The sequence below is a fragment of the Streptomyces longwoodensis genome, assembly GCF_001514125.1.
Classification (GTDB): Bacteria; Actinomycetota; Actinomycetes; order Streptomycetales; family Streptomycetaceae; genus Streptomyces; species Streptomyces longwoodensis.
This window is the reverse complement of record NZ_KQ948555.1, coordinates 128269-145200: the sequence shown is the minus strand read 5'-3', so window position 1 is coordinate 145200 and position 16932 is coordinate 128269. Positions and strand designations below refer to the sequence as shown.

The 16932-nt window shown below is 73.3% G+C and carries 18 protein-coding genes and 1 riboswitch; of the genes, 5 read left to right on the top strand and 13 right to left on the bottom strand.

Translation table 11 applies throughout. From position 1 onward, the window contains the following. A complete protein-coding gene (locus AQJ30_RS37040; RefSeq protein ID WP_079084164.1) occupies positions 1 to 195 on the top strand; it encodes a DUF397 domain-containing protein in 195 nt (64 codons plus the stop codon). Between the two features lie 30 nt (positions 196 to 225). Here AQJ30_RS37040 and AQJ30_RS20515 read toward each other — a convergent pair whose 3' ends face one another. From AQJ30_RS20515 to AQJ30_RS20500, 4 genes are all read right to left on the bottom strand, one after another. Beyond that, complete coding sequence (locus AQJ30_RS20515; RefSeq protein ID WP_067236118.1) at positions 226 to 1056, bottom strand: inositol monophosphatase family protein; 831 nt, start codon at positions 1054 to 1056, stop codon at positions 226 to 228. Next, positions 1053 to 1589, bottom strand: coding sequence for an alpha/beta fold hydrolase (locus AQJ30_RS20510; RefSeq protein ID WP_159052346.1), 537 nt, complete (start codon positions 1587 to 1589; stop codon positions 1053 to 1055). Before AQJ30_RS20510 ends, AQJ30_RS20515 begins: the two co-directional genes overlap by 4 nt. A 213-nt stretch (positions 1590 to 1802) precedes the next feature. Continuing rightward, positions 1803 to 2291 (bottom strand): DUF2267 domain-containing protein, encoded by a 489-nt coding sequence (locus AQJ30_RS20505; protein ID WP_067236104.1) that lies wholly within the window; start codon positions 2289 to 2291, stop codon positions 1803 to 1805. A 98-nt stretch (positions 2292 to 2389) separates the two neighbouring features. Continuing rightward, positions 2390 to 2815, bottom strand: a complete 426-nt coding sequence (locus AQJ30_RS20500; protein ID WP_211279051.1) for an Hsp20/alpha crystallin family protein — start codon at positions 2813 to 2815, stop codon at positions 2390 to 2392. Between the two features lie 192 nt (positions 2816 to 3007). On the opposite strand from AQJ30_RS20500, the gene AQJ30_RS20495 reads away from it, so the two are divergent. Continuing rightward, positions 3008 to 3313, top strand: a complete 306-nt coding sequence (locus AQJ30_RS20495; RefSeq protein ID WP_067236100.1) for a hypothetical protein — start codon at positions 3008 to 3010, stop codon at positions 3311 to 3313. A 35-nt stretch (positions 3314 to 3348) separates the two neighbouring features. Here AQJ30_RS20495 and AQJ30_RS20490 read toward each other — a convergent pair whose 3' ends face one another. Then, the gene (locus AQJ30_RS20490; RefSeq protein WP_067236097.1) at positions 3349 to 4311 is read right to left on the bottom strand and encodes a GlxA family transcriptional regulator; all 963 of its coding nucleotides are present in this window, start codon (positions 4309 to 4311) and stop codon (positions 3349 to 3351) included. 194 nt (positions 4312 to 4505) lie between these two features. On the opposite strand from AQJ30_RS20490, the gene AQJ30_RS20485 reads away from it, so the two are divergent. Next, entirely contained in the window at positions 4506 to 4955 is a 450-nt protein-coding gene (locus tag AQJ30_RS20485) for a hypothetical protein (protein ID WP_067236095.1), read from the top strand. Positions 4956 to 4984: 29 nt separating this feature from the next. Here AQJ30_RS20485 and AQJ30_RS20480 read toward each other — a convergent pair whose 3' ends face one another. Both AQJ30_RS20480 and AQJ30_RS20475 read right to left on the bottom strand, forming a co-directional pair. Next, positions 4985 to 6508, bottom strand: a complete 1524-nt coding sequence (locus AQJ30_RS20480; protein ID WP_067236094.1) for an MFS transporter — start codon at positions 6506 to 6508, stop codon at positions 4985 to 4987. Positions 6509 to 6561: 53 nt separating this feature from the next. Then, on the bottom strand, positions 6562 to 8112 hold the full coding sequence (locus AQJ30_RS20475; RefSeq protein WP_245726996.1) for a DUF445 domain-containing protein: 1551 nt from the start codon (positions 8110 to 8112) through the stop codon (positions 6562 to 6564). 195 nt (positions 8113 to 8307) lie between these two features. Between AQJ30_RS20475 and AQJ30_RS20470 the strand changes: the two genes are divergently transcribed. Further along, positions 8308 to 9654 carry an SGNH/GDSL hydrolase family protein gene (locus AQJ30_RS20470; RefSeq protein WP_067236090.1) on the top strand — a complete coding sequence of 449 codons (1347 nt, stop codon included), beginning with the start codon at positions 8308 to 8310 and terminating at the stop codon, positions 9652 to 9654. Between the two features lie 84 nt (positions 9655 to 9738). On the opposite strand, the gene AQJ30_RS20465 is transcribed toward AQJ30_RS20470, so the two are convergent. Genes AQJ30_RS20465 through AQJ30_RS20450 form a run of 4 tightly spaced genes read right to left on the bottom strand, consistent with a single transcriptional unit; the run spans position 9739 to position 13351 of the window. Further along, positions 9739 to 10584 (bottom strand): DUF1707 SHOCT-like domain-containing protein, encoded by an 846-nt coding sequence (locus AQJ30_RS20465; RefSeq protein WP_067236082.1) that lies wholly within the window; start codon positions 10582 to 10584, stop codon positions 9739 to 9741. Between the two features lie 52 nt (positions 10585 to 10636). Then, on the bottom strand, positions 10637 to 11656 hold the full coding sequence (locus tag AQJ30_RS20460) for an ABC transporter ATP-binding protein (RefSeq protein ID WP_402250041.1): 1020 nt from the start codon (positions 11654 to 11656) through the stop codon (positions 10637 to 10639). A 50-nt stretch (positions 11657 to 11706) separates the two neighbouring features. Further along, positions 11707 to 12573, bottom strand: coding sequence for an ABC transporter permease (locus tag AQJ30_RS20455; protein WP_425424166.1), 867 nt, complete (start codon positions 12571 to 12573; stop codon positions 11707 to 11709). Next, positions 12566 to 13351: an ABC transporter permease gene (locus AQJ30_RS20450; protein WP_079084162.1), complete on the bottom strand. Its 786-nt coding sequence runs from the start codon at positions 13349 to 13351 to the stop codon at positions 12566 to 12568. Before AQJ30_RS20450 ends, AQJ30_RS20455 begins: the two co-directional genes overlap by 8 nt. Before the next feature lie 233 nt (positions 13352 to 13584). Here AQJ30_RS20450 and AQJ30_RS20445 point away from each other — a divergent pair, with 233 nt between their 5' ends. Beyond that, positions 13585 to 15999 carry a transglycosylase domain-containing protein gene (locus AQJ30_RS20445; protein WP_067236077.1) on the top strand — a complete coding sequence of 805 codons (2415 nt, stop codon included), beginning with the start codon at positions 13585 to 13587 and terminating at the stop codon, positions 15997 to 15999. Between the two features lie 39 nt (positions 16000 to 16038). Here AQJ30_RS20445 and sugE read toward each other — a convergent pair whose 3' ends face one another. Continuing rightward, positions 16039 to 16359, bottom strand: a complete 321-nt coding sequence (gene sugE, locus AQJ30_RS20440; RefSeq protein WP_067236075.1) for a quaternary ammonium compound efflux SMR transporter SugE — start codon at positions 16357 to 16359, stop codon at positions 16039 to 16041. Positions 16360 to 16404: 45 nt separating this feature from the next. After that, a riboswitch (guanidine-III (ykkC-III) riboswitch) is annotated at positions 16405 to 16485 on the bottom strand. A gap of 74 nt (positions 16486 to 16559) precedes the next feature. Next, the gene (locus AQJ30_RS20435) at positions 16560 to 16916 is read right to left on the bottom strand and encodes a GroES family chaperonin (RefSeq protein WP_031478376.1); all 357 of its coding nucleotides are present in this window, start codon (positions 16914 to 16916) and stop codon (positions 16560 to 16562) included. Between the last annotated feature and the right edge of the window lie 16 nt (positions 16917 to 16932).

Here is a 16932-nt window from a genome sequence, read left to right as displayed (position 1 = left end):
ATGACAGCAGCTCCGGCACCCCAGTGGTTCAAGTCTTCCTACAGCGGCGGCAGCGGAACCGAGTGCGTGGAGTGTGCACACGTAGCGAAGGGCATAGCCATACGGGACTCCAAGAACGCGGGCGGGCCGACGCTCACCGTGGCTGGGGGTGCTTGGCAGGTTTGGCTCCAGCACCTGCGCTCCGAGCCGCGCTGAGTAGATAGCCCTGGGGGTCGGGGAGTGGCGTCAAGACGCCCCCCGCCCCACTACCCCCTCCCACACCCCCCGCATCTCCCCCACCACCCCCGGCGCCACCAGCACCAACGGCCCGTCGTAGACCGGCGTCGGGGGAATCGCCACCGCCCCCGCCTCCGTGGCGATCAGGTACGCCGGAAGTGCGTCCACCGCGTGGAACTCGCCGACCGCCGCCGCCGTGGCGCGGCCCGCTGCCACCTGGGTCAGGGAGAGGGCCGTGGAGCCCATGACACGGGTCGTGCAGTGGCGGGAGGAGAGCGCGGCGAGCAGGTCGTCCAGGCCCGGCCAGTGGGCGTGGGCCGCCCATTCCGTCAGGAACAGGTGGCCCGTGAGGGTCGTGTGGTCGGCCGCGTGGGTCGGGGTGCCGTTGAGGCGGGCCCCTCGGCCGCGCAGCGCCGTGAACGTCTCCCCCCGCCACGGGTCCGCCACCAGGCCCAGCAGCGGAGTGCCGTCGGGCGCCACCAGGCCCAGGGAGAAGGAGCACCAGCCGATGCCGTGGGCGTAGTTGGTCGTACCGTCGAGCGGGTCGAGCACCCAGGACGGCGCGTCCGGTGCCGTGCCCCGCTCCGTGCCGTATTCCTCGCCCTGGATGCCGTGCGTCGGGAACGCGCGGTGCAGGGTCTCGCGGACGTACGACTCGATCTCCTCGTCCGTCCTCGTGACGATGTCCGCCGGGCCCGCCTTCTCCCTGACCTCGCGGGCCTCGTCGGGTCGGCGCGGGCGGCGGATCCGTTCCGTGGCCCAGTCCGCCACGTCCTGCGCCACCTCCAGCGCCGCGTCCAGGTCGACGTCCGTGCCCCGGTGTCCGTTGTCCTCCGTCATGCGTGGGCCGCGTCCTTCCTCGTCGCCCCCGTCCGGCGCAGGAACTCGCCGATCGCCTCGTGCAGCGTGTGCGGGTCGTGCGGGGTGGCCTGGTCGGCCCGGAGAGCGAGGGTGGGGTGCGTGTCGTGGGCGTCGTCGTTCCGGCATGCGCCGGGGGGCTCGTCCAGGAGGATCAGGGACAGGACCAAGTGGGGTGCGGTCTGCGCCAGTTGGCGGGCCGTGCGACCGGCCTCCGACCGGGCGACCAACACCGCCGGGGCCAGGCCCAGGTGTCGGAGCAGGGCCGCCGCGTCCGCCGTCGCGGCCGCCGCCCCCCTCATCTCTTCCGTGGCGCGCTCGTCCCTCCGCGCCTCGTAGCGCACCACACGGTGGCCGTCCTCGCAGAGGCGTGCGGTCAGGTCGTCCCAGTCGCCGGCGTGGCCCGTCGGGCCGTCGAGGAGGAGGACCGGGGGGCCCGCCGGGCCTCGGGGCGACAGGTCCGTGCGGTACGCGATCCGGGTGCCGTCGGGCGTGATCAGGGTTCCTCTGGGCAACGTCCTCAGCCGATCGTCTCGGAGGAGTGCGGGGTGCGGAGTGCGGTGTGCTGACCTCGCGGGTGCCGGGGACCGGTCGTGGACCTCGTCCCGCGTACGGTCGTACCGTCCCATACGAGGACCCTCCCCGCCGCCACCGTCGGCGCTCCGGGGCGCGCCGACGGTGGATGTTCATGTCCGCGCCCGCGGACGTTGCCCGGGCGTCACCCGCCCTTACCGGGCGGCGGGCGGAACCAGTTCGGCCTTGCCGAACAACAGGGCGTAGCCCGGCGGGAGTTCTCGCAGCACGCGGTCGATCAGGTCGTCGCCCACCAGGTCCGGCAGCACGCCGAGGACCGAGCTGACGTCCCAGCGGGCCGTCGCCGGGGTGGCGCCCTCGATACGCGCCGCCACGCCGTCCACGAACTCCGCCGCCGTCTGCGGGCGGGTCACCGGGATCTGCGAGGCGACCACCCGCGCCGCCTCCGGGGGCAGGGCCCGCGCCAGGGCCACGCGTTCGTCGCCCACGACGTGGCCGCCCAGGGCGGACAGGACGATCCGGGTGACGCGTTCCGCCTCCGCGGTGGTCGTGTACTGGCCCGCCTTCCGGACCTCGTCGAGCAGACGGGTCCAGGCGCGGCTGCGGGTGGCCGCTGCTTCCGACGCCTCCCGCCTCGCGGGGATCACCGTCCTGCGGATGGACTGCGTCGACGTCACGGTCATCGTTCAGGCTGCTCCTAAGGGTTCGGGCGCGCCCCGGTTGGGCGCGGGCAGGCTGGGCGTCCCGCGCGCCGGGCCGGAGCACGGGACGCCGGGGTGGGTCAGCCGCTGATCTGCTTGCGGTCGTCCCTGCCGCCCGAGATCTGGATGCGGCGCGGCTTGGCCTGTTCGGCCACCGGGATGCGCAGGGTCAGCACGCCGGCTTCGTACGAGGCGTCGATGCGCTCCGTGTCGAGGGTGTCGCCGAGGAAGAGCTGGCGGGTGAAGGAGCCCGTCGGACGCTCGGCGACCAGCACCTCCGCGCCCTCGGGGGCGGGGTTGCGGCGCTCGGCGCGGACGTTGAGGACGTTGCGCTCGACGTCCAGCTCGATCGTCTCGGGGTCGATGCCGGGGAGGTCGAAGTGGACGAGGAAGTCGTCCCCGGCACGGTAGGCGTCCATCGCCATCGCGGCGGGACGGCCGGTGGAGCCGAAGACCTGCTGCGCGAGGCGGTCGAACTCGCGGAACGGGTCGGTACGCATGAGCATCACGGTTCACTCCCTTCTTCAGGCGCTGCCTGTGCGATGCCCTACGACTTCTTATATAGCTCCAGGGAACAAACTTGACAACCCCCGACTCAGGTTGGGGATCGGCGCGGGTCGCGGAGTTAGCCTCGGGGGAGTCGCAGAGCCGCAGACCGCAGACCGCAGACCGCAGACTCGCACCAGGAGGGCACGAAGATGGCGAAGGTTCCCAGTTCCGTGATCGCGGCCGGCGGCCTCGTCGGCGGGTACGGCGTGGCCCGCTGGACGCGGAAGCGCCAGCTCGGCGGTGCCGTGCTGGCCGTGGCGGGCGCCGCGGCCGCCCAGCAGTGGCGCCGGCAGGCCGGCGGCGCGGCCGCGGGCGCCCTGACCGCCGCCTACGTCGCGGCCTTCGCCGGCTCCCACCCGCTGGCCAAGAAGGTCGGCGCCTGGCCGTCGGTGTTCGGCGTGGCGGGCGCGGTCGCGCTGGCGTCGTGGGCGGTCGCCGACCGGCGCGCCCAGTAAGCCCCCCTCCCAAGCCGCAGGCTCCTGGAGCCCCCTCAACTCCCCCGCCCCGACCTGAACGCCCTCCGGTACCCCTGCGGGCTCGTCCCCGCCACCCGGCGGAAGCGTTCGCGGAACGCCGTCGGGGAGCCGAAGCCCGCCTGGGACGCGATGCGTTCGACCGGGTACTCCGTCGTCTCCAGGAGGTACTGCGCCCGGCGCACCCGCGCCCGGTGCAGCCACTGCAGCGGCGTCGTCCCCGTCTGCTCGCGGAAGCGGCGGTTCAGCGTGCGTGTGCTCATCCCCGCCCGCGCCGCGATCTCGTCGAGGGTGAGGTCGCGTTCGCAGTGGCCCTCCAGCCAGTCGAGCAGCGGCTCCAGGGTCGCGCCCGCCGGGGCCGGCGGCAGGTCGTGCACGATGAACTGGGCCTGCCCGCCCTCCCGTTCGAGCGGCATGACCGACATCCGGGCCGTGTGCGCGGCGACCGCCGACCCGTGGTCCCGGCGGATCATGTGCAGGCACAGGTCCAGGGCCGCGGCCGCGCCCGCCGAGGTGAGGAACTGGCCGTTGTCGACGTACAGCACGTTGGGGTCGACCTCCACCTTCGGGTAGCGGGCCGCCAGGTCCGCCGCCGCCAGCCAGTGGGTCGTCGCGCGCAGTCCGTCCAGCAGGCCCGTGGCCGCGAAGAGGAAGGCGCCGACGCAGACCGACGCGATGCGCGTGCCCCCGGCCGCCGCCGTGCACAGCGCCCGCGCGACGCCCGGCGGCAGCGGGTCGGTCGGTACGGCGACGCCGGGCAGGATGATCGTGTCGGCCTCCGCGAGCAGCTCCAGGCCGTACGGCGCCCGCACGGTGAACGCGCCCGAGCGCACCTCCTGGCCGGGCGGGCCCGCCGAGCAGACCTTCACCTGGTAGGGCTCGCGGCCGTCCGGCAGCCGGGCCCAGCCGAACGTGTCGATCGGCACGGAGAGGTCGAAGGGGACGACGCCGTCGAGGGCGAGTACGGCCACGGTGTGCATGGCGGGATCGTAGGCGGTCGACGGGTTCCGGCCACAGGCGCGGCGCCCGGTCGACGGGTTCCGGCCACGGGCGCCCCGGTCGTCCGACGCCGCTCGCCCGGGTGCCGCCCCTGGTCAGCGCCCTGGCGGGAATCCGTCGCAAGGTGGCAAGAGCGCCACTGCCGCACGATCCACGGCCCGCCTAGCCTCGGGCCGTGACCAAGTTCCTCCTCGCCGTCCACGTCCTCGCCGCGATCGTCGCGATCGGGCCCGTCACCGTCGCCGCCAGCATGTTCCCGCCGGCCGCCCGGCGCGCCCTGGCGGCGCCCGAGGACACGCGGGCCGCCGAGACCGTACGGCTGCTGCACCGGATCTGCCGGGTGTACGCCGTCGTCGGCGTGGTCGTGCCCGTGTTCGGGTTCGCCACGGCCGGGCAGATGGGGGTGCTCGGCGACACCTGGCTGGTCGTGTCCATCGTGCTGACCGTGCTGGCCGCCCTCGTCCTCGGCGCCCTGGTGCTGCCCCGGCAGGAGGCGCTCGTGGAGAACGGCGGCACCCCGGCGGCCACGGCCCGACTGGCCATGGTCACCGGGGTGTTCAACCTGCTGTGGGCCGCGGTGACGGTCCTGATGATCGTGCGCCCGGGGTCGACGACCGGGGCGTAGGCGCTCTGCCGGCCCCGGCTCCCGTCCCCTTACGCCGGGGCCGACCCCGACGCCGACGACGCCGGTCCGCTGCCCGCCGTCTCGCGGGCCTTGGACGCCGCCGCCGTCAGCGGGCGGGCGATGTCCTCCAGCGAACGGCGCTCCGCGTTGACGGCGAGGAACGCCGCCACCAGGCCCGCCGCGCACATCAGGCCCGCGCCGATCTGGAAGGCGAGCACCGTGTCGCCGACCTTGCCGCTGGCGGTGAGGTCCGCGAACAGCAGCGGTCCGCTGATGCCGCCGGCCGCGGTGCCGAGGGCGTAGAAGAAGGCGATCGACATCGCGCGGGTCTCCATGGGGAAGACCTCGGAGACGGTCAGGTAGGCGCTGGACGCGCCGGCCGACGCGAAGAACAGCACCGCGCACCAGCAGGCGGTCATCGTGACGGCGTCCAGCGAGCCCCGGTCGAACAGCCAGGCCGTGCCGAACAGCAGGATGCCGGACAGCAGGTAGGTCGAGGAGATCATCACGCGGCGGCCGACGGTGTCGAAGAGCTTGCCGAGCAGCAGCGGGCCGCAGAAGTTGCCGACCGCGATGACGGCGAAGTAGTAGCCGGTGTTGCCGCTGGGCACGTCGAAGAACTTCGTCAGGATCGCGCCGAAGCCGAAGGTGATGGCGTTGTAGAGGAACGCCTGCCCGATGAAGAGGGAGAAGCCGAGGATCGAGCGGCGGCGGTACTTGGCGAACACCGTGCGGGCGATCTCCATGAACGACACGCTGCCGCGCTGGTGGATCGTCAGCTCGCCCTCCGGCCGGGCCAGCGGGCGGCCCTGCTCCGCCTCCACCTTCTGCTCGATGGAGGTGACGATCTCCTCGGCCTCCTCGTCCCGGCCGTGGATCAGCAGCCAGCGTGGGCTCTCCGGGACGTGCCGCCGTACGAGGAGGATGACCAGGGCGAGGACGGAGCCGAGGGCGAAGGTCAGGCGCCAGCCGACGTTCGCCGGGAAGATGTCCGTGTTCAGGGCCAGGATCGACAGCAGCGACCCGCCGACCGCGCCCAGCCAGAAGCTGCCGTTGATGATCAGGTCGACGCGGCCGCGGTACTCGGCCGGGATCAGCTCGTCGATCGCGGAGTTGATCGCCGCGTACTCACCGCCGATGCCGAAGCCGGTGAAGAAGCGGAAGAGCAGGAACCACCAGACGTCGAACGAGACGGCGGTCAGGGCCGTCGCCGCCAGGTACACCGCCAGGGTGATCATGAAGAGGTTCTTGCGGCCGAAGCGGTCGGTCAGCCGGCCCCAGAACAGGGCGCCCACACAGGCACCGGCGACGTAGAGCGCCGCCGCGATGCCGGTGACCTGGCCGGAGGAGATCGGCAGCCCGCTGCCGGGCTCGGAGAGCCGCCCGGCGATGTTGCCGACGACCGTGACCTCCAGACCGTCCAGGATCCACACGGTGCCGAGGCCGATGACGATCGTCCAGTGCCAGCGGGACCACGGCAGGCGGTCCAGACGGGCAGGTATGTTCGTGGTGATGGTGCGACCGGACCCGGCCGGGGCTCCTGCTGTGGCCATGGGCTCCCTCCTCGTCGAGAAGAACGAGCATCGGGTGCCCCCGGCCGGATCGTTTACGCGCCGAGCGCCTGCGACACCGTGTAGATCAGCAGACCGGCCAGCGAGCCCACCACCGTGCCGTTGATGCGGATGAACTGCAGGTCGCGGCCGATGTGCGCCTCGATCTTGCGGGTGGTGTGCTCGGGGTCCCAGCTCGCCACGGTGTCGGTGATCAGCGAGGTGATCTCGCGCCGGTAGGTGGTCACCACGTGCACCGCGGCCCCCTCGACCCAGCTGTCGACCTTGTCCTGGACCTTGGGCTCCCGGGCCATCCGGGCACCCAGCGACAGCAGGGCGGCCCGCACGCGCAGGCGCAGCTCGCTGCGCTCGTCCTCGGCGGCCGACACGATCATGGAGCGCACGGCGGTCCAGGTGGACGCGATCAGGTCCTGCACCTCGTCGCGGGCGAGGACCTCGCCCTTGAGCCGCTCGATCCGCGCCCGGGTCTCGGTGTCGGACTGCAGGTCGGAGGCGAAGTCGGTGAGGAAGCGGTCGAGGGCGCCGCGGGCCGGGTGGGAGGGCATGTCGCGCATCTCGGTGATGAAGCGCAGCAGCTCCTTGTAGACGCGCTCGCCCACCTTGCGGTCGACGAAGCGGGGGGTCCAGCCGGGGGAGCCGCCCTCCACGGCGCCCATCACCTCGTCGCGGTGCAGCAACAGCCAGTCGTGCGCGCGGGACACCACCAGGTCCACGAACCGCCGGTGCCCGCCGTCGCCGACGACCTTCTCCAGCATCTTGCCGAGCCCGGGGGCGATCTCCCGGGCGTCGGCGCGCCGGGTGATGGCCTCGCCGACGACCGCCCGCACGTCGGAGTCGCGCAGCACGGTCAGCGCGCCGCGCAGGGCCGTGGCGAGCTCCGCCGTGACGCGGTCGGCGTGCTCCGGCTCGGCCAGCCACGCGCCGAGCCGGCTGCCGATGCCGACGGCGCGCAGCCGCTGCCGCACGACGTCCTCGGAGAGGAAGTTCTCGCCGACGAACTCGCCGAGCGAGACGCCCAGGGCGTCCTTCTTGGTCGGGATGATCGCGGTGTGCGGGATGGGCAGGCCGAGCGGGTGGCGGAACAGGGCGGTGACCGCGAACCAGTCGGCGAGCGCGCCGACCATGCCGGCCTCGGCGGCCGCCGACACGTACCCCGCCCAGGCGCCGGCGCCCGCGTGCTCCGCAACCTGCGCCAGGACGTACACCAGCGCCACGAACAGCAGCATCCCGGTCGCGGTGAGCTTCATCCGCCGCACGCCCCGCTGGCGCTCCTCGTCGGCGGCGGTGAACGCGGTCATGGTGCGGTACGACGGGGCGGCCCCGGTCCCGGCCGTCCCGGCCCCGGCACTCCCGGTCCCGCTCCGGCTCCCGCTCCCGGTCACCCCTGTCCCGGCCGTCCCGGTCCGGGGCGTCCCCGTCGCCGGCCCGGCAGCCGTCCCGGGGTCAGCGCCGCCCGTCGGCCCGGCAGCCGTCCCGGCGTCAGCGCCGCCCGTCGGTCCGGCGCCGGCCCTGTCCGTCGGCTCCGGCCGGTCCGCCCCGCCGGTCCCGGCCGCCGCCGTGGGGTCCGGTCGCTCCAGTCGCTCCATCGCTCCACCCGTTCGGTGATCCCGCACACATTGTCCCCTCCTGTCCGACTCCCGGAACGGATCAGGAGTTCCCGGCGTCTGTCTGCCCGGGGGAACCCACCGTGTGTTCGACGGGGTTCCTCCTGGCTCGTGCCCCATCATGAGCTCACAGCACCACGGCCTTCGGCCCCCTTCGCCCTAGGAGCACGCATCCGCATGGCCAGACGTCATGGTTATGCCCTTCTGTCCGCGATCGCCGCGCTGATCGTCGGCCTGTCCGCCGCCATATACGCCGGGGTGTCCGCCGGTGGGACCGGCGTCGTCGCGTCCGGCGGGGACGGCGGCGGCGCGGGCCCCGGCCGGGGCGACCGGGTCGCCCCCGCCTCGACCGGCGTCTGGACCGGCACCTGGGGTGCCTCCCCGGTGGCCGGGGAGCCCGGCACCGGGACCGACGGGATGGCGGGACGCTCGGTGCGCAACGTCGTGCACACCAGCGTCGGCGGAACGAGTGCCCGCATCACGCTGTCCAACCTCTACGGGACCGGCCCGCTCACCTTCACCCACGCCACGCTCGCCCTCGCGGCGGGCGGGGACGGGGCGGGCGCGGCGGCAGGGACCATGCGGCGCGTGACCTTCGGCGGGAGCGCGACGGTGACCCTCCCGGCCGGCGCGGAGGTGACCAGCGACCCGGTGCGGCTGCTCGTGCCGACGGACTCCGACGTGCTGGTGACCACCTACTCCCCCACCGCGTCCGGGCCCGTCACCTCCCACCCGCACGCCCGGCAGACCAACTACATCGCCGAGGGCGAGCACACCGCCGACCTGGCCGGGACGGCGTACGCCCCCGACCGCGCCGACCGCTGGCGCTACGTGACCGCGCTCGACGTGTCGGGCCGGGCCGCCGAGGGCACCGTCGTGGCGCTCGGCGACTCCCTCACCGACGGGGTGACGTCCACGGCGGACGCCGACCGGCGCTGGCCCGACGTCCTCGCGGACCGGCTGCGCCAGGCGGTGGACGCGGGGTCCGACGTGCCGCTCCACGGGGTCGTCAACGAGGGCATCAGCGGCAACCGCGTGCTCACCGACGGCACCGGGCACCCGGCCGAGAACCAGAGCGGGCTGCACCGCTTCCAGCGGGACGTCCTGGGGCGGCCCGGGGTGCGGGTCGTGGTGGTCGACCTCGGCATCAACGACATCCTGCGCGACCCCGGGGTGGCCGACCCCGACCGGATCCTGGGCGGGCTGCGGACGCTCGTGCAGCGGGCCCACGCGCACGGGATCAAGGTCGTCGGGGCGACGCTGATGCCGTTCGAGGGGCACCGGGGCTACGACGACGCCCGCGAAGGCGTGCGGCAGGAGGTGAACGCGGCGATCCGGCAGGGCCGGGTGTTCGACGCGGTCGCCGACTTCGACGCCGCGCTGCGGGACCCGTACGACCCGCGCCGCTTCCGGCCCGACTACGACTCGGGCGACCACCTGCACCCGAGCGACAAGGGCTACCGGGTGATGGCCCGCACGGTACGCCTGGACGACCTGCGCACCGCACTGCCGGCCCGCTTGTAGGCGTTGCAGGCGGGGGGTGCCGGTCCCCACCCCAGGAGCGCGGGGAAGTGCGCGACCGGCCCCCGCGCACCCGCGGACGAACGACTACTCGCCGTACCCCCGCCGGTCGCGACGGTCCCGCCGCTCCTCCCGGTACTCCTCACGAGCCTCCCGGCGCCCCTCCCCCAACAGGTCCCGGTGACCCTCCAGCATCCGCCGGTGGGCGCCCTGGACGCCCCGGGCACCGCGCTCCTCACGCCGCAACTCCCGGCGGGCCTCGCGTTCCCGCCGCCGCTCCGCCTTGGACGCGCGGAGCTTCTTGCGCTCGATGCCCACCCCGCCCCAGAAGGCGACTCCCGTGACGACCACCCGGGGTGCCCCGGGGTCGCCCGGGACGCCGGCCTCGCGGTGGTCGAAGCCGCCCATGATGCCGATGCCGCGGACGACGACCTCGACGCCCGGCGGGACGGTGATCTGGATGCCGCCCATGACGGCCACGCAGTTGATCTCGACCTCGCCGGCCGAGAAGTCCGCCTGGCGCAGGTCGAGTTCGCCACCGCCCCAGAAGGCGACGCAGTTCATGCGGCGCGGCACGACCCAGCGCCCCTTGCGCTCGAAACCGGACATCACGGCGACGGCCCACGGCGTCGCCCCGGAGTCCGCGCCGCCGACGACGCGCCCGGCCCAACTGCCCTCCGGGGCGGGGTCCTTGTGCAGGTCCACCACGGGCGGCGGGGTGACCCCGGCGACCGGCAGGTCACGGGTGATGGGCGCCAACTCCCGGTAGGTGCGCGCCTTGTACGTCGCGTCGAGCCGTTCCTCGAACTCGCTCATGTCCAGGCGGCCTTCGGCGACGGCGTCCCGCAGCACCTCGGCGACCCGTTCCCGATCGGCGTCGGAGGCCCGGAGGTCGGGGGTCGTGCCGGCCGCGTCCGCTGCGTCGTCGGTCATGGCAGCAGCCTACGAGGTCGCGGGGCGGGGGGCCATGACAGCGCGGCGACCGTTAGGGAACCGCTTCCCCGGTGTTCACGCCCGCGCCGCCCCCGCGGTCCTCACTGCGCTCCGCGTACATCTTCGCGATCACGGTCTCGATGTCCGGCTCCCGTACCGACAGGTCGACCAGCGGGTACTCGGCCGCCACCCGGGCCACCAGCGGCGCCGCCGACTCGGAGGACGGGAAGGCCAGCCACTGCCGGGGCCCCTCCACCCGGACGACCCGCGTGCCCGGCACCCGCACGGGCGGCAGTTCGCGCTCCAGGTCCACGACCAGGGTCCGTTCGCTCTCCCCCGCCTCGTGCAGGCCGGCCAGCGCGCCGTCGTACATCAGGCGCCCGTGGTCGATGACCATCACGCGGTGGCAGAGCTGCTCGATGTCCTGGAGGTCGTGCGTGGTGAGCAGGACCGTCGTGCCGCGTTCGGCGTTCACCTCCCGCAGGAACTCCCGCACCCGGGCCTTGGACACCACGTCCAGCCCGATCGTGGGCTCGTCCAGGTACAGCACCTCGGGGTCGTGCAGCAGGGCCGCCGCGATGTCGCCGCGCATGCGCTGCCCCAGCGACAGCTGGCGCACGGGCACGTCCAACAGGTCCCCGAGGCCGAGGAGTTCGACGAGCCGGTCGAGGTTCTCGCGGTAGCGGGCGTCGGGGATGCGGTACATGCGGTGCATCAGCCGGTAGGAGTCGATCAGCGGCAGGTCCCACCACAGCGTGGTGCGCTGCCCGAACACCACCCCGATCCGGCGCGCCAGCCGGGTGCGCTCGCGTGCGGGGTCGATGCCGGCCACCCGCAGCCGGCCCCCGCTCGGCACCAGGATGCCGGTGAGCATCTTGATCGTGGTCGACTTGCCGGCGCCGTTCGGGCCGATGTAGCCGACCATCTCGCCGCGGCCCACGGTGAACGAGATGCCGTCCACCGCGCGCACCTCGCGCCGCTCCCGCTTCAGGAACCCGGTCCTGCGGCGCACCGAGAACACCTTCTCCAGGCCGTCCACCTCGACGAACGCCCCACCGGCCGGCTCACCCACCGCACGCCCCTCCGCTCCGTCGCCGTACACGTCCACGTCCGCGTCCACCCCTAACTGCCCGTGCTCCGGTACGACCGCAGCGCCGTCCGCCACGCGAGCCCCGCCAGCACGCAGCACACCCCGGCCACCAGGGGCGGGGCGGCGGCCGTCCACGCGGGCAGCCCGAGCGGCAGCGGCCGGTCCAGCACGTAGCTCACCGGCACCCAGTTCACGAAGGCCAGCGGCACCAGGTAGGTCACCGAGCGCACCAGGTCCCGGCCGAACACGCTCGGCGGGTACTGCAGCAGCGTCGTCCCGCCGTAGGTGAACGCGTTCTGCACCTCCGCCGCGTCCTGCGCCACGAACTGGAAGGACGCGCCCGCCACGAACAGGGCCCCGAACAGCGCGGCGCCGCTCAGCAGCGTCACCGGCAGCAGCAGCACCTTGACCGGGGTCCAGTCGGCGTCGACGTGCAGCAGGCCCCAGCCCAGCACCAGGACGCCCTGGGTGATCCGGCCCAGGCGGCGCAGCGCGAAGTGGTCGGCGGCGACCTGGGCGAGCACCGGCGCGGGCCGCACCAGCAGGGTGTCGAACGAGCCGTCGCGCATCCGGCCGCCCAGCACGTCCATCGAGCCCAGCACCAGGTCGGCCACCCCGAACGCGGTCGCCGACACGCCGTACAGGAACGCCACCTCGGGCAGCGACCAGCCGCCGAGCGAGTCGACCTGCGCGAACATCAGCAGGATCGTCGCGAAGTCGAGGCCGGTGATCAGCAGGTTCCCGGCCACCGTCAGCGCGAAGGAGGTCCGGTAGGCCATCGTGGAGCGGATCCACATGCCCGCGACCAGCCGGTACGTGCGCAGGCTCTCGGTGGACCGGGAACCGCCCGGGACCGGCTCCGGCGTGCGGGGCCGGACGGACGGGGTGTGCTCAGCCACCCTGGACCACCACCCGCCGGGTCGCCGCCACCTGCACCAGGCGGCCCGCGCCGAGCAGGGCCGCCGCCCACGCCGCCTGGAAGGCGAACGCGGACGCCCAGGTCGCCTCGCCCATCAGCACGTCCGCCGGGACCTGCACCTGGGCCGCCCACGGCAGCGCCCGCAGCACGTCGCCGAACCCCGCGGGGAAGGCGTTGAGCGGCAGCGTCATCCCCGAGCAGAAGATCCCGAGGATCATCATCGCCTGGCTGACGCCCTGGCCGTCCAGGAGCCAGAACGCGCTGAGCGCGAACAGGTAGCGGATGCCGAAGCTGACCACCAGGCCCAGCAGCAGCGCGACCCCGAACGCCGCCCAGGTGCCCGCGTCGCGCGGCAGCGCCGTCGGGAAGAACAGCGTGCCGATCACGAACGGCACCACCCCGCGCCCCAGCAACTGGAACAGTGCCCGGCCCAAGTCGGTCGCCAGCCACCACAGTTGCAGGTCGGCCGGGCGGTACAGGTCGATGGCGATCTCGCCGGTGCGGATGCGCGCCATCAGGTCCTTCTCCACGCCGCCGCCCTGGAGGGCGAACGTCGCGTACAGGGCCTGCCCGAGCCACACGAAGGTGACCGCCTGCGCCTGGTCGTACCCGCCGAGGTGCGGCCGCTCGTCCCACAGCGCGAGGTAGGTGTGCACGAGGATCAGGCCGAAGACGGTGTTGGTGAACACCCCGGCGGCCGTGGCCGCCCGGTAGGTCGCGTACCTTCTGAATCCCCCCGCCGCGACGGCCGCGTACAACCGCGCCGATCCCACGGCAACCGCCTTTCCGCGCGCCGACACCGAAGCAAGGGACCCTAGCGGGCCCCGGAAGTGGCGTGCCACGCATTTTCCGGGCACAACGCGTGCCGGTTGCCGGGAACGGAACGCAGGGTGCGACAGTCTCTAGCAGGGGGCGCAAAAGCGTACGAGGCGTATGAGACGTATGAGGCGTACGGGAACGTACGACGCGACAACGGGAGTCCGTGCAACACATGAGTGACGAGCCGCAGCCGCAGCAGCCGACCGAGGGCGGGGCACCGGACGAGCCACCGGCGGCTCAGGTCGCGGGGAACGGCGGGAAGAGGCCGAAGCGCACCGGGTGGCGGCGGGTGCTGCCCACCTGGCGGATGGTGCTGGGCACCGTCCTGGTGGGCGCCCTGCTGGTCGTCGGCCTGTTCTTCCTCGGCTACTCCATGGTGAAGATCCCGGACGCCAACGCGCTCGCCACCAAGCAGTCCAACGTGTACCTGTACGCCGACGGCACCGAGATCGCCCGTGACGGCGCGGTCAACCGGGAGAACGTCACGCTGGCGCAGATCTCCAAGGAGGCCCAGCACGCCGTGCTCGCCGCCGAGGACCGCGACTTCTACACCGAGTCGGCCATCGACCCCAAGGCCATGATCCGCGCCGGGTGGAACACCGCGACCGGCAAGGGCAAGCAGTCCGGCTCGACGATCACCCAGCAGTACGTGAAGAACTACTACCTCGCGCAGGAGCAGACCGTCACCCGCAAGGTGAAGGAGTTCTTCATCTCCATCAAGCTGGACCGCGAGCAGCCCAAGGACAAGATCCTCGAGGGCTACCTCAACACCAGCTACTTCGGCCGCAACGCCTACGGCATCCAGGCCGCCGCCCAGGCCTACTACGGCGTCGACGCCCGCGAACTCACCGCCCCCCAGGGCGCGTACCTGGCCGCCCTGCTCAACGCGCCCAGCGAGTACGACGTGATCGCCCACCCGGAGAACAAGGCGGCCGCCGAGGCCCGCTGGAACTACGTCCTGGACGGCATGGTCAAGAAGGGCTGGCTGGCGGAGGCCAAGCGGCAGGGCACCGCGTTCCCCACCCCGCGCGAGGAGAGCGCCGCCGACACCGGCATGTCCGGGCAGCGCGGCTACATCGTGCGCGCGATCCGCGACTACCTCACCCAGAACAAGATCGTCACCGAGGGCGAGCTGGACGGCGGCGGCTACCGCATCACCACCACGCTCGAGAAGAGCAAGCAGGACGCGTTCGTCGACGCCGTCAACGACAAGCTGATGTCCAAGCTCGACAAGAAGAACCGCAAGGTCGACGGCTACGTCCGGGCGGGCGGCGCCGCCGTCGAGCCCAAGACCGGCAAGGTCCTCGCCCTGTACGGCGGCATCGACTACGTCAAGCAGTACACCAACAACGCCACCCGCCGGGACTTCCAGGTCGGCTCCACCTTCAAGCCGTTCGTGTTCACCGCGGCCGTCCAGCACGACTCCGAGACCCAGGACGGCCGCCCCATCACGCCGAACACGGTCTACGACGGCACCAACGAGCGCCCCGTGCAGGGCTGGACCGGCGGCGGCTACGCCCCCGAGAACGAGGACCAGCACTCCTACGGCGACATCACCGTGCGGGAAGCCACCGACAAGTCCGTGAACGCGGTCTACGCGCAGCTGGCGGTCGACGTCGGCCCGGCCAAGGTCAAGCAGACCGCGATCGACCTGGGCCTGCCCACCGCCACCCCCGACCTCCAGCCGTACCCGTCGATCGCGCTCGGCACGGCCACCGCCAGCGTGCTCGACATGGCGGAGGCGTACGCCACGCTCGCCAACCACGGCCGGCACGGCACGTACACCCTGATCGACAAGGTCACCAAGGACGGCAAGGACGTCGTCGAGCTGCCCGGCCGCAAGACCTCCCAGGTGGTCAGCCGGGAGGCCGCCGACACCACCACCTCGATCCTGCGCAGCGTCGTCCAGAACGGCACCGCGACCGCCGCCCAGGCCGTCGGCCGCCCGGCCGCGGGCAAGACCGGCACGGCGGAGAAGGACACCGCGGCCTGGTTCGCGGGTTACACGCCCGACCTCGCCACCGTCGTCGCGGTGATGGGCCAGGACCCGGTCACCGCCGCCCACAAGCCCCTGTACGGCGCGATGGGCCTGCAGCGGATCAACGGCGGCGGGGCGCCCACCGAGATCTGGGCGCAGTTCACCCGCAAGGCCCTCAAGAACACCCCGGCGAGCGACTTCAACCTCCAGCTCCAGGAGGGCTCCGAGGAGACCGCCTACCCGTCCGGCGAGCCCTCGGAGAGCTCGCCCACCGGGGACCAGGAGACCAGCGCCACGCCGTCCGGCCGGGCCTCGCAGGGCGGGGGCGACCAGGGGCGGACCCAGGGCCCGACCGGCGGGGGCGGCAGCCACGGCGGGACGACCACCGGCGGCAGCAGCAATGGCGGCCCCGGCACCGGCGGCACGACCAGCACCCCGACCGGCGGCGCGACCACGGGCGCCACCACGTCCGGCGACACCGGCGGCGGTGCCACCGGGGACACCACGGGCTCCACCTCCGGCGACACCGGCGGCGCCACGGGCAGCACCCCCGGCAGCACCGGGACGACCGGCGCGGTCCTGCCGCAGAGCACGGCCCGCCGGGAGTAGCCGGCGGGGACGGGCGGGCAACCGGTCAGCGGCTGCTGGTCAGTGGCCGCCCGTCGCCTTCAGGCCCACCACGGCGACCAGCAGCAGGCAGACGAAGAAGATCCGGGCGGCGGTGACCGGCTCCCCCAGCACCACCATGCCGAGCACGGCCGCCCCGGCGGCGCCGATCCCCACCCACACGCCGTAGGCGGTGCCGATCGGCAGCGAGCGCGCCGCGTACGACAGCAGCAGCATGCTGGCGACGATGCCGGCGCCGGTGAACAGGCTCGGGACCAGCCGGGTGAAGCCGTCGGTGTACTTCATGCCGATCGACCAGGCGACTTCGAGCAGACCGGCGACGACGAGCAGGATCCAGGCCATGACGGGCACCTCCGGGGACGACGACCGCGCACCGTGCGCGGCGGGGGTGCGTCGTCTTTGCCTCCCCCCTCGTGAGGGGGACCCGGTACGGCGCGTCTCGTCGGGCGACCTCCTCCGAAGCTAGCAAAGGCACGACGAAAAGGGCTGGTGACAACCGTCACCAGCCCTTCCCGTCCTCTGGATCAGAGGTGCGGCAGCGATCAGAGGTACAGCCCCGTGGAGTCCTCCGACCCCTCGAACCGGTCGGCGGCCACCGCGTGCAGGTCGCGCTCGCGCATGAGCACGTACGCGACGCCGCGCACCTCGACCTCGGCCCGGTCCTCCGGGTCGAACAGGACCCGGTCGCCCGGCTCCACGGTCCGTACGTTCTGCCCCACCGCGACCACCTCGGCCCAGGCCAGGCGCCGGCCGACCGCCGCCGTGGCGGGGATCAGGATGCCGCCACCGGAACGCCGCTCGCCCTCGGAGGTGTCCTGCCGGACCAGAACGCGGTCGTGCAGCATCCGGATGGGGAGCTTGTCGTGGTGGGTGCTGTGCTCGTTTCTGTTGGCGCTCACGCTTCGAACCTACCTG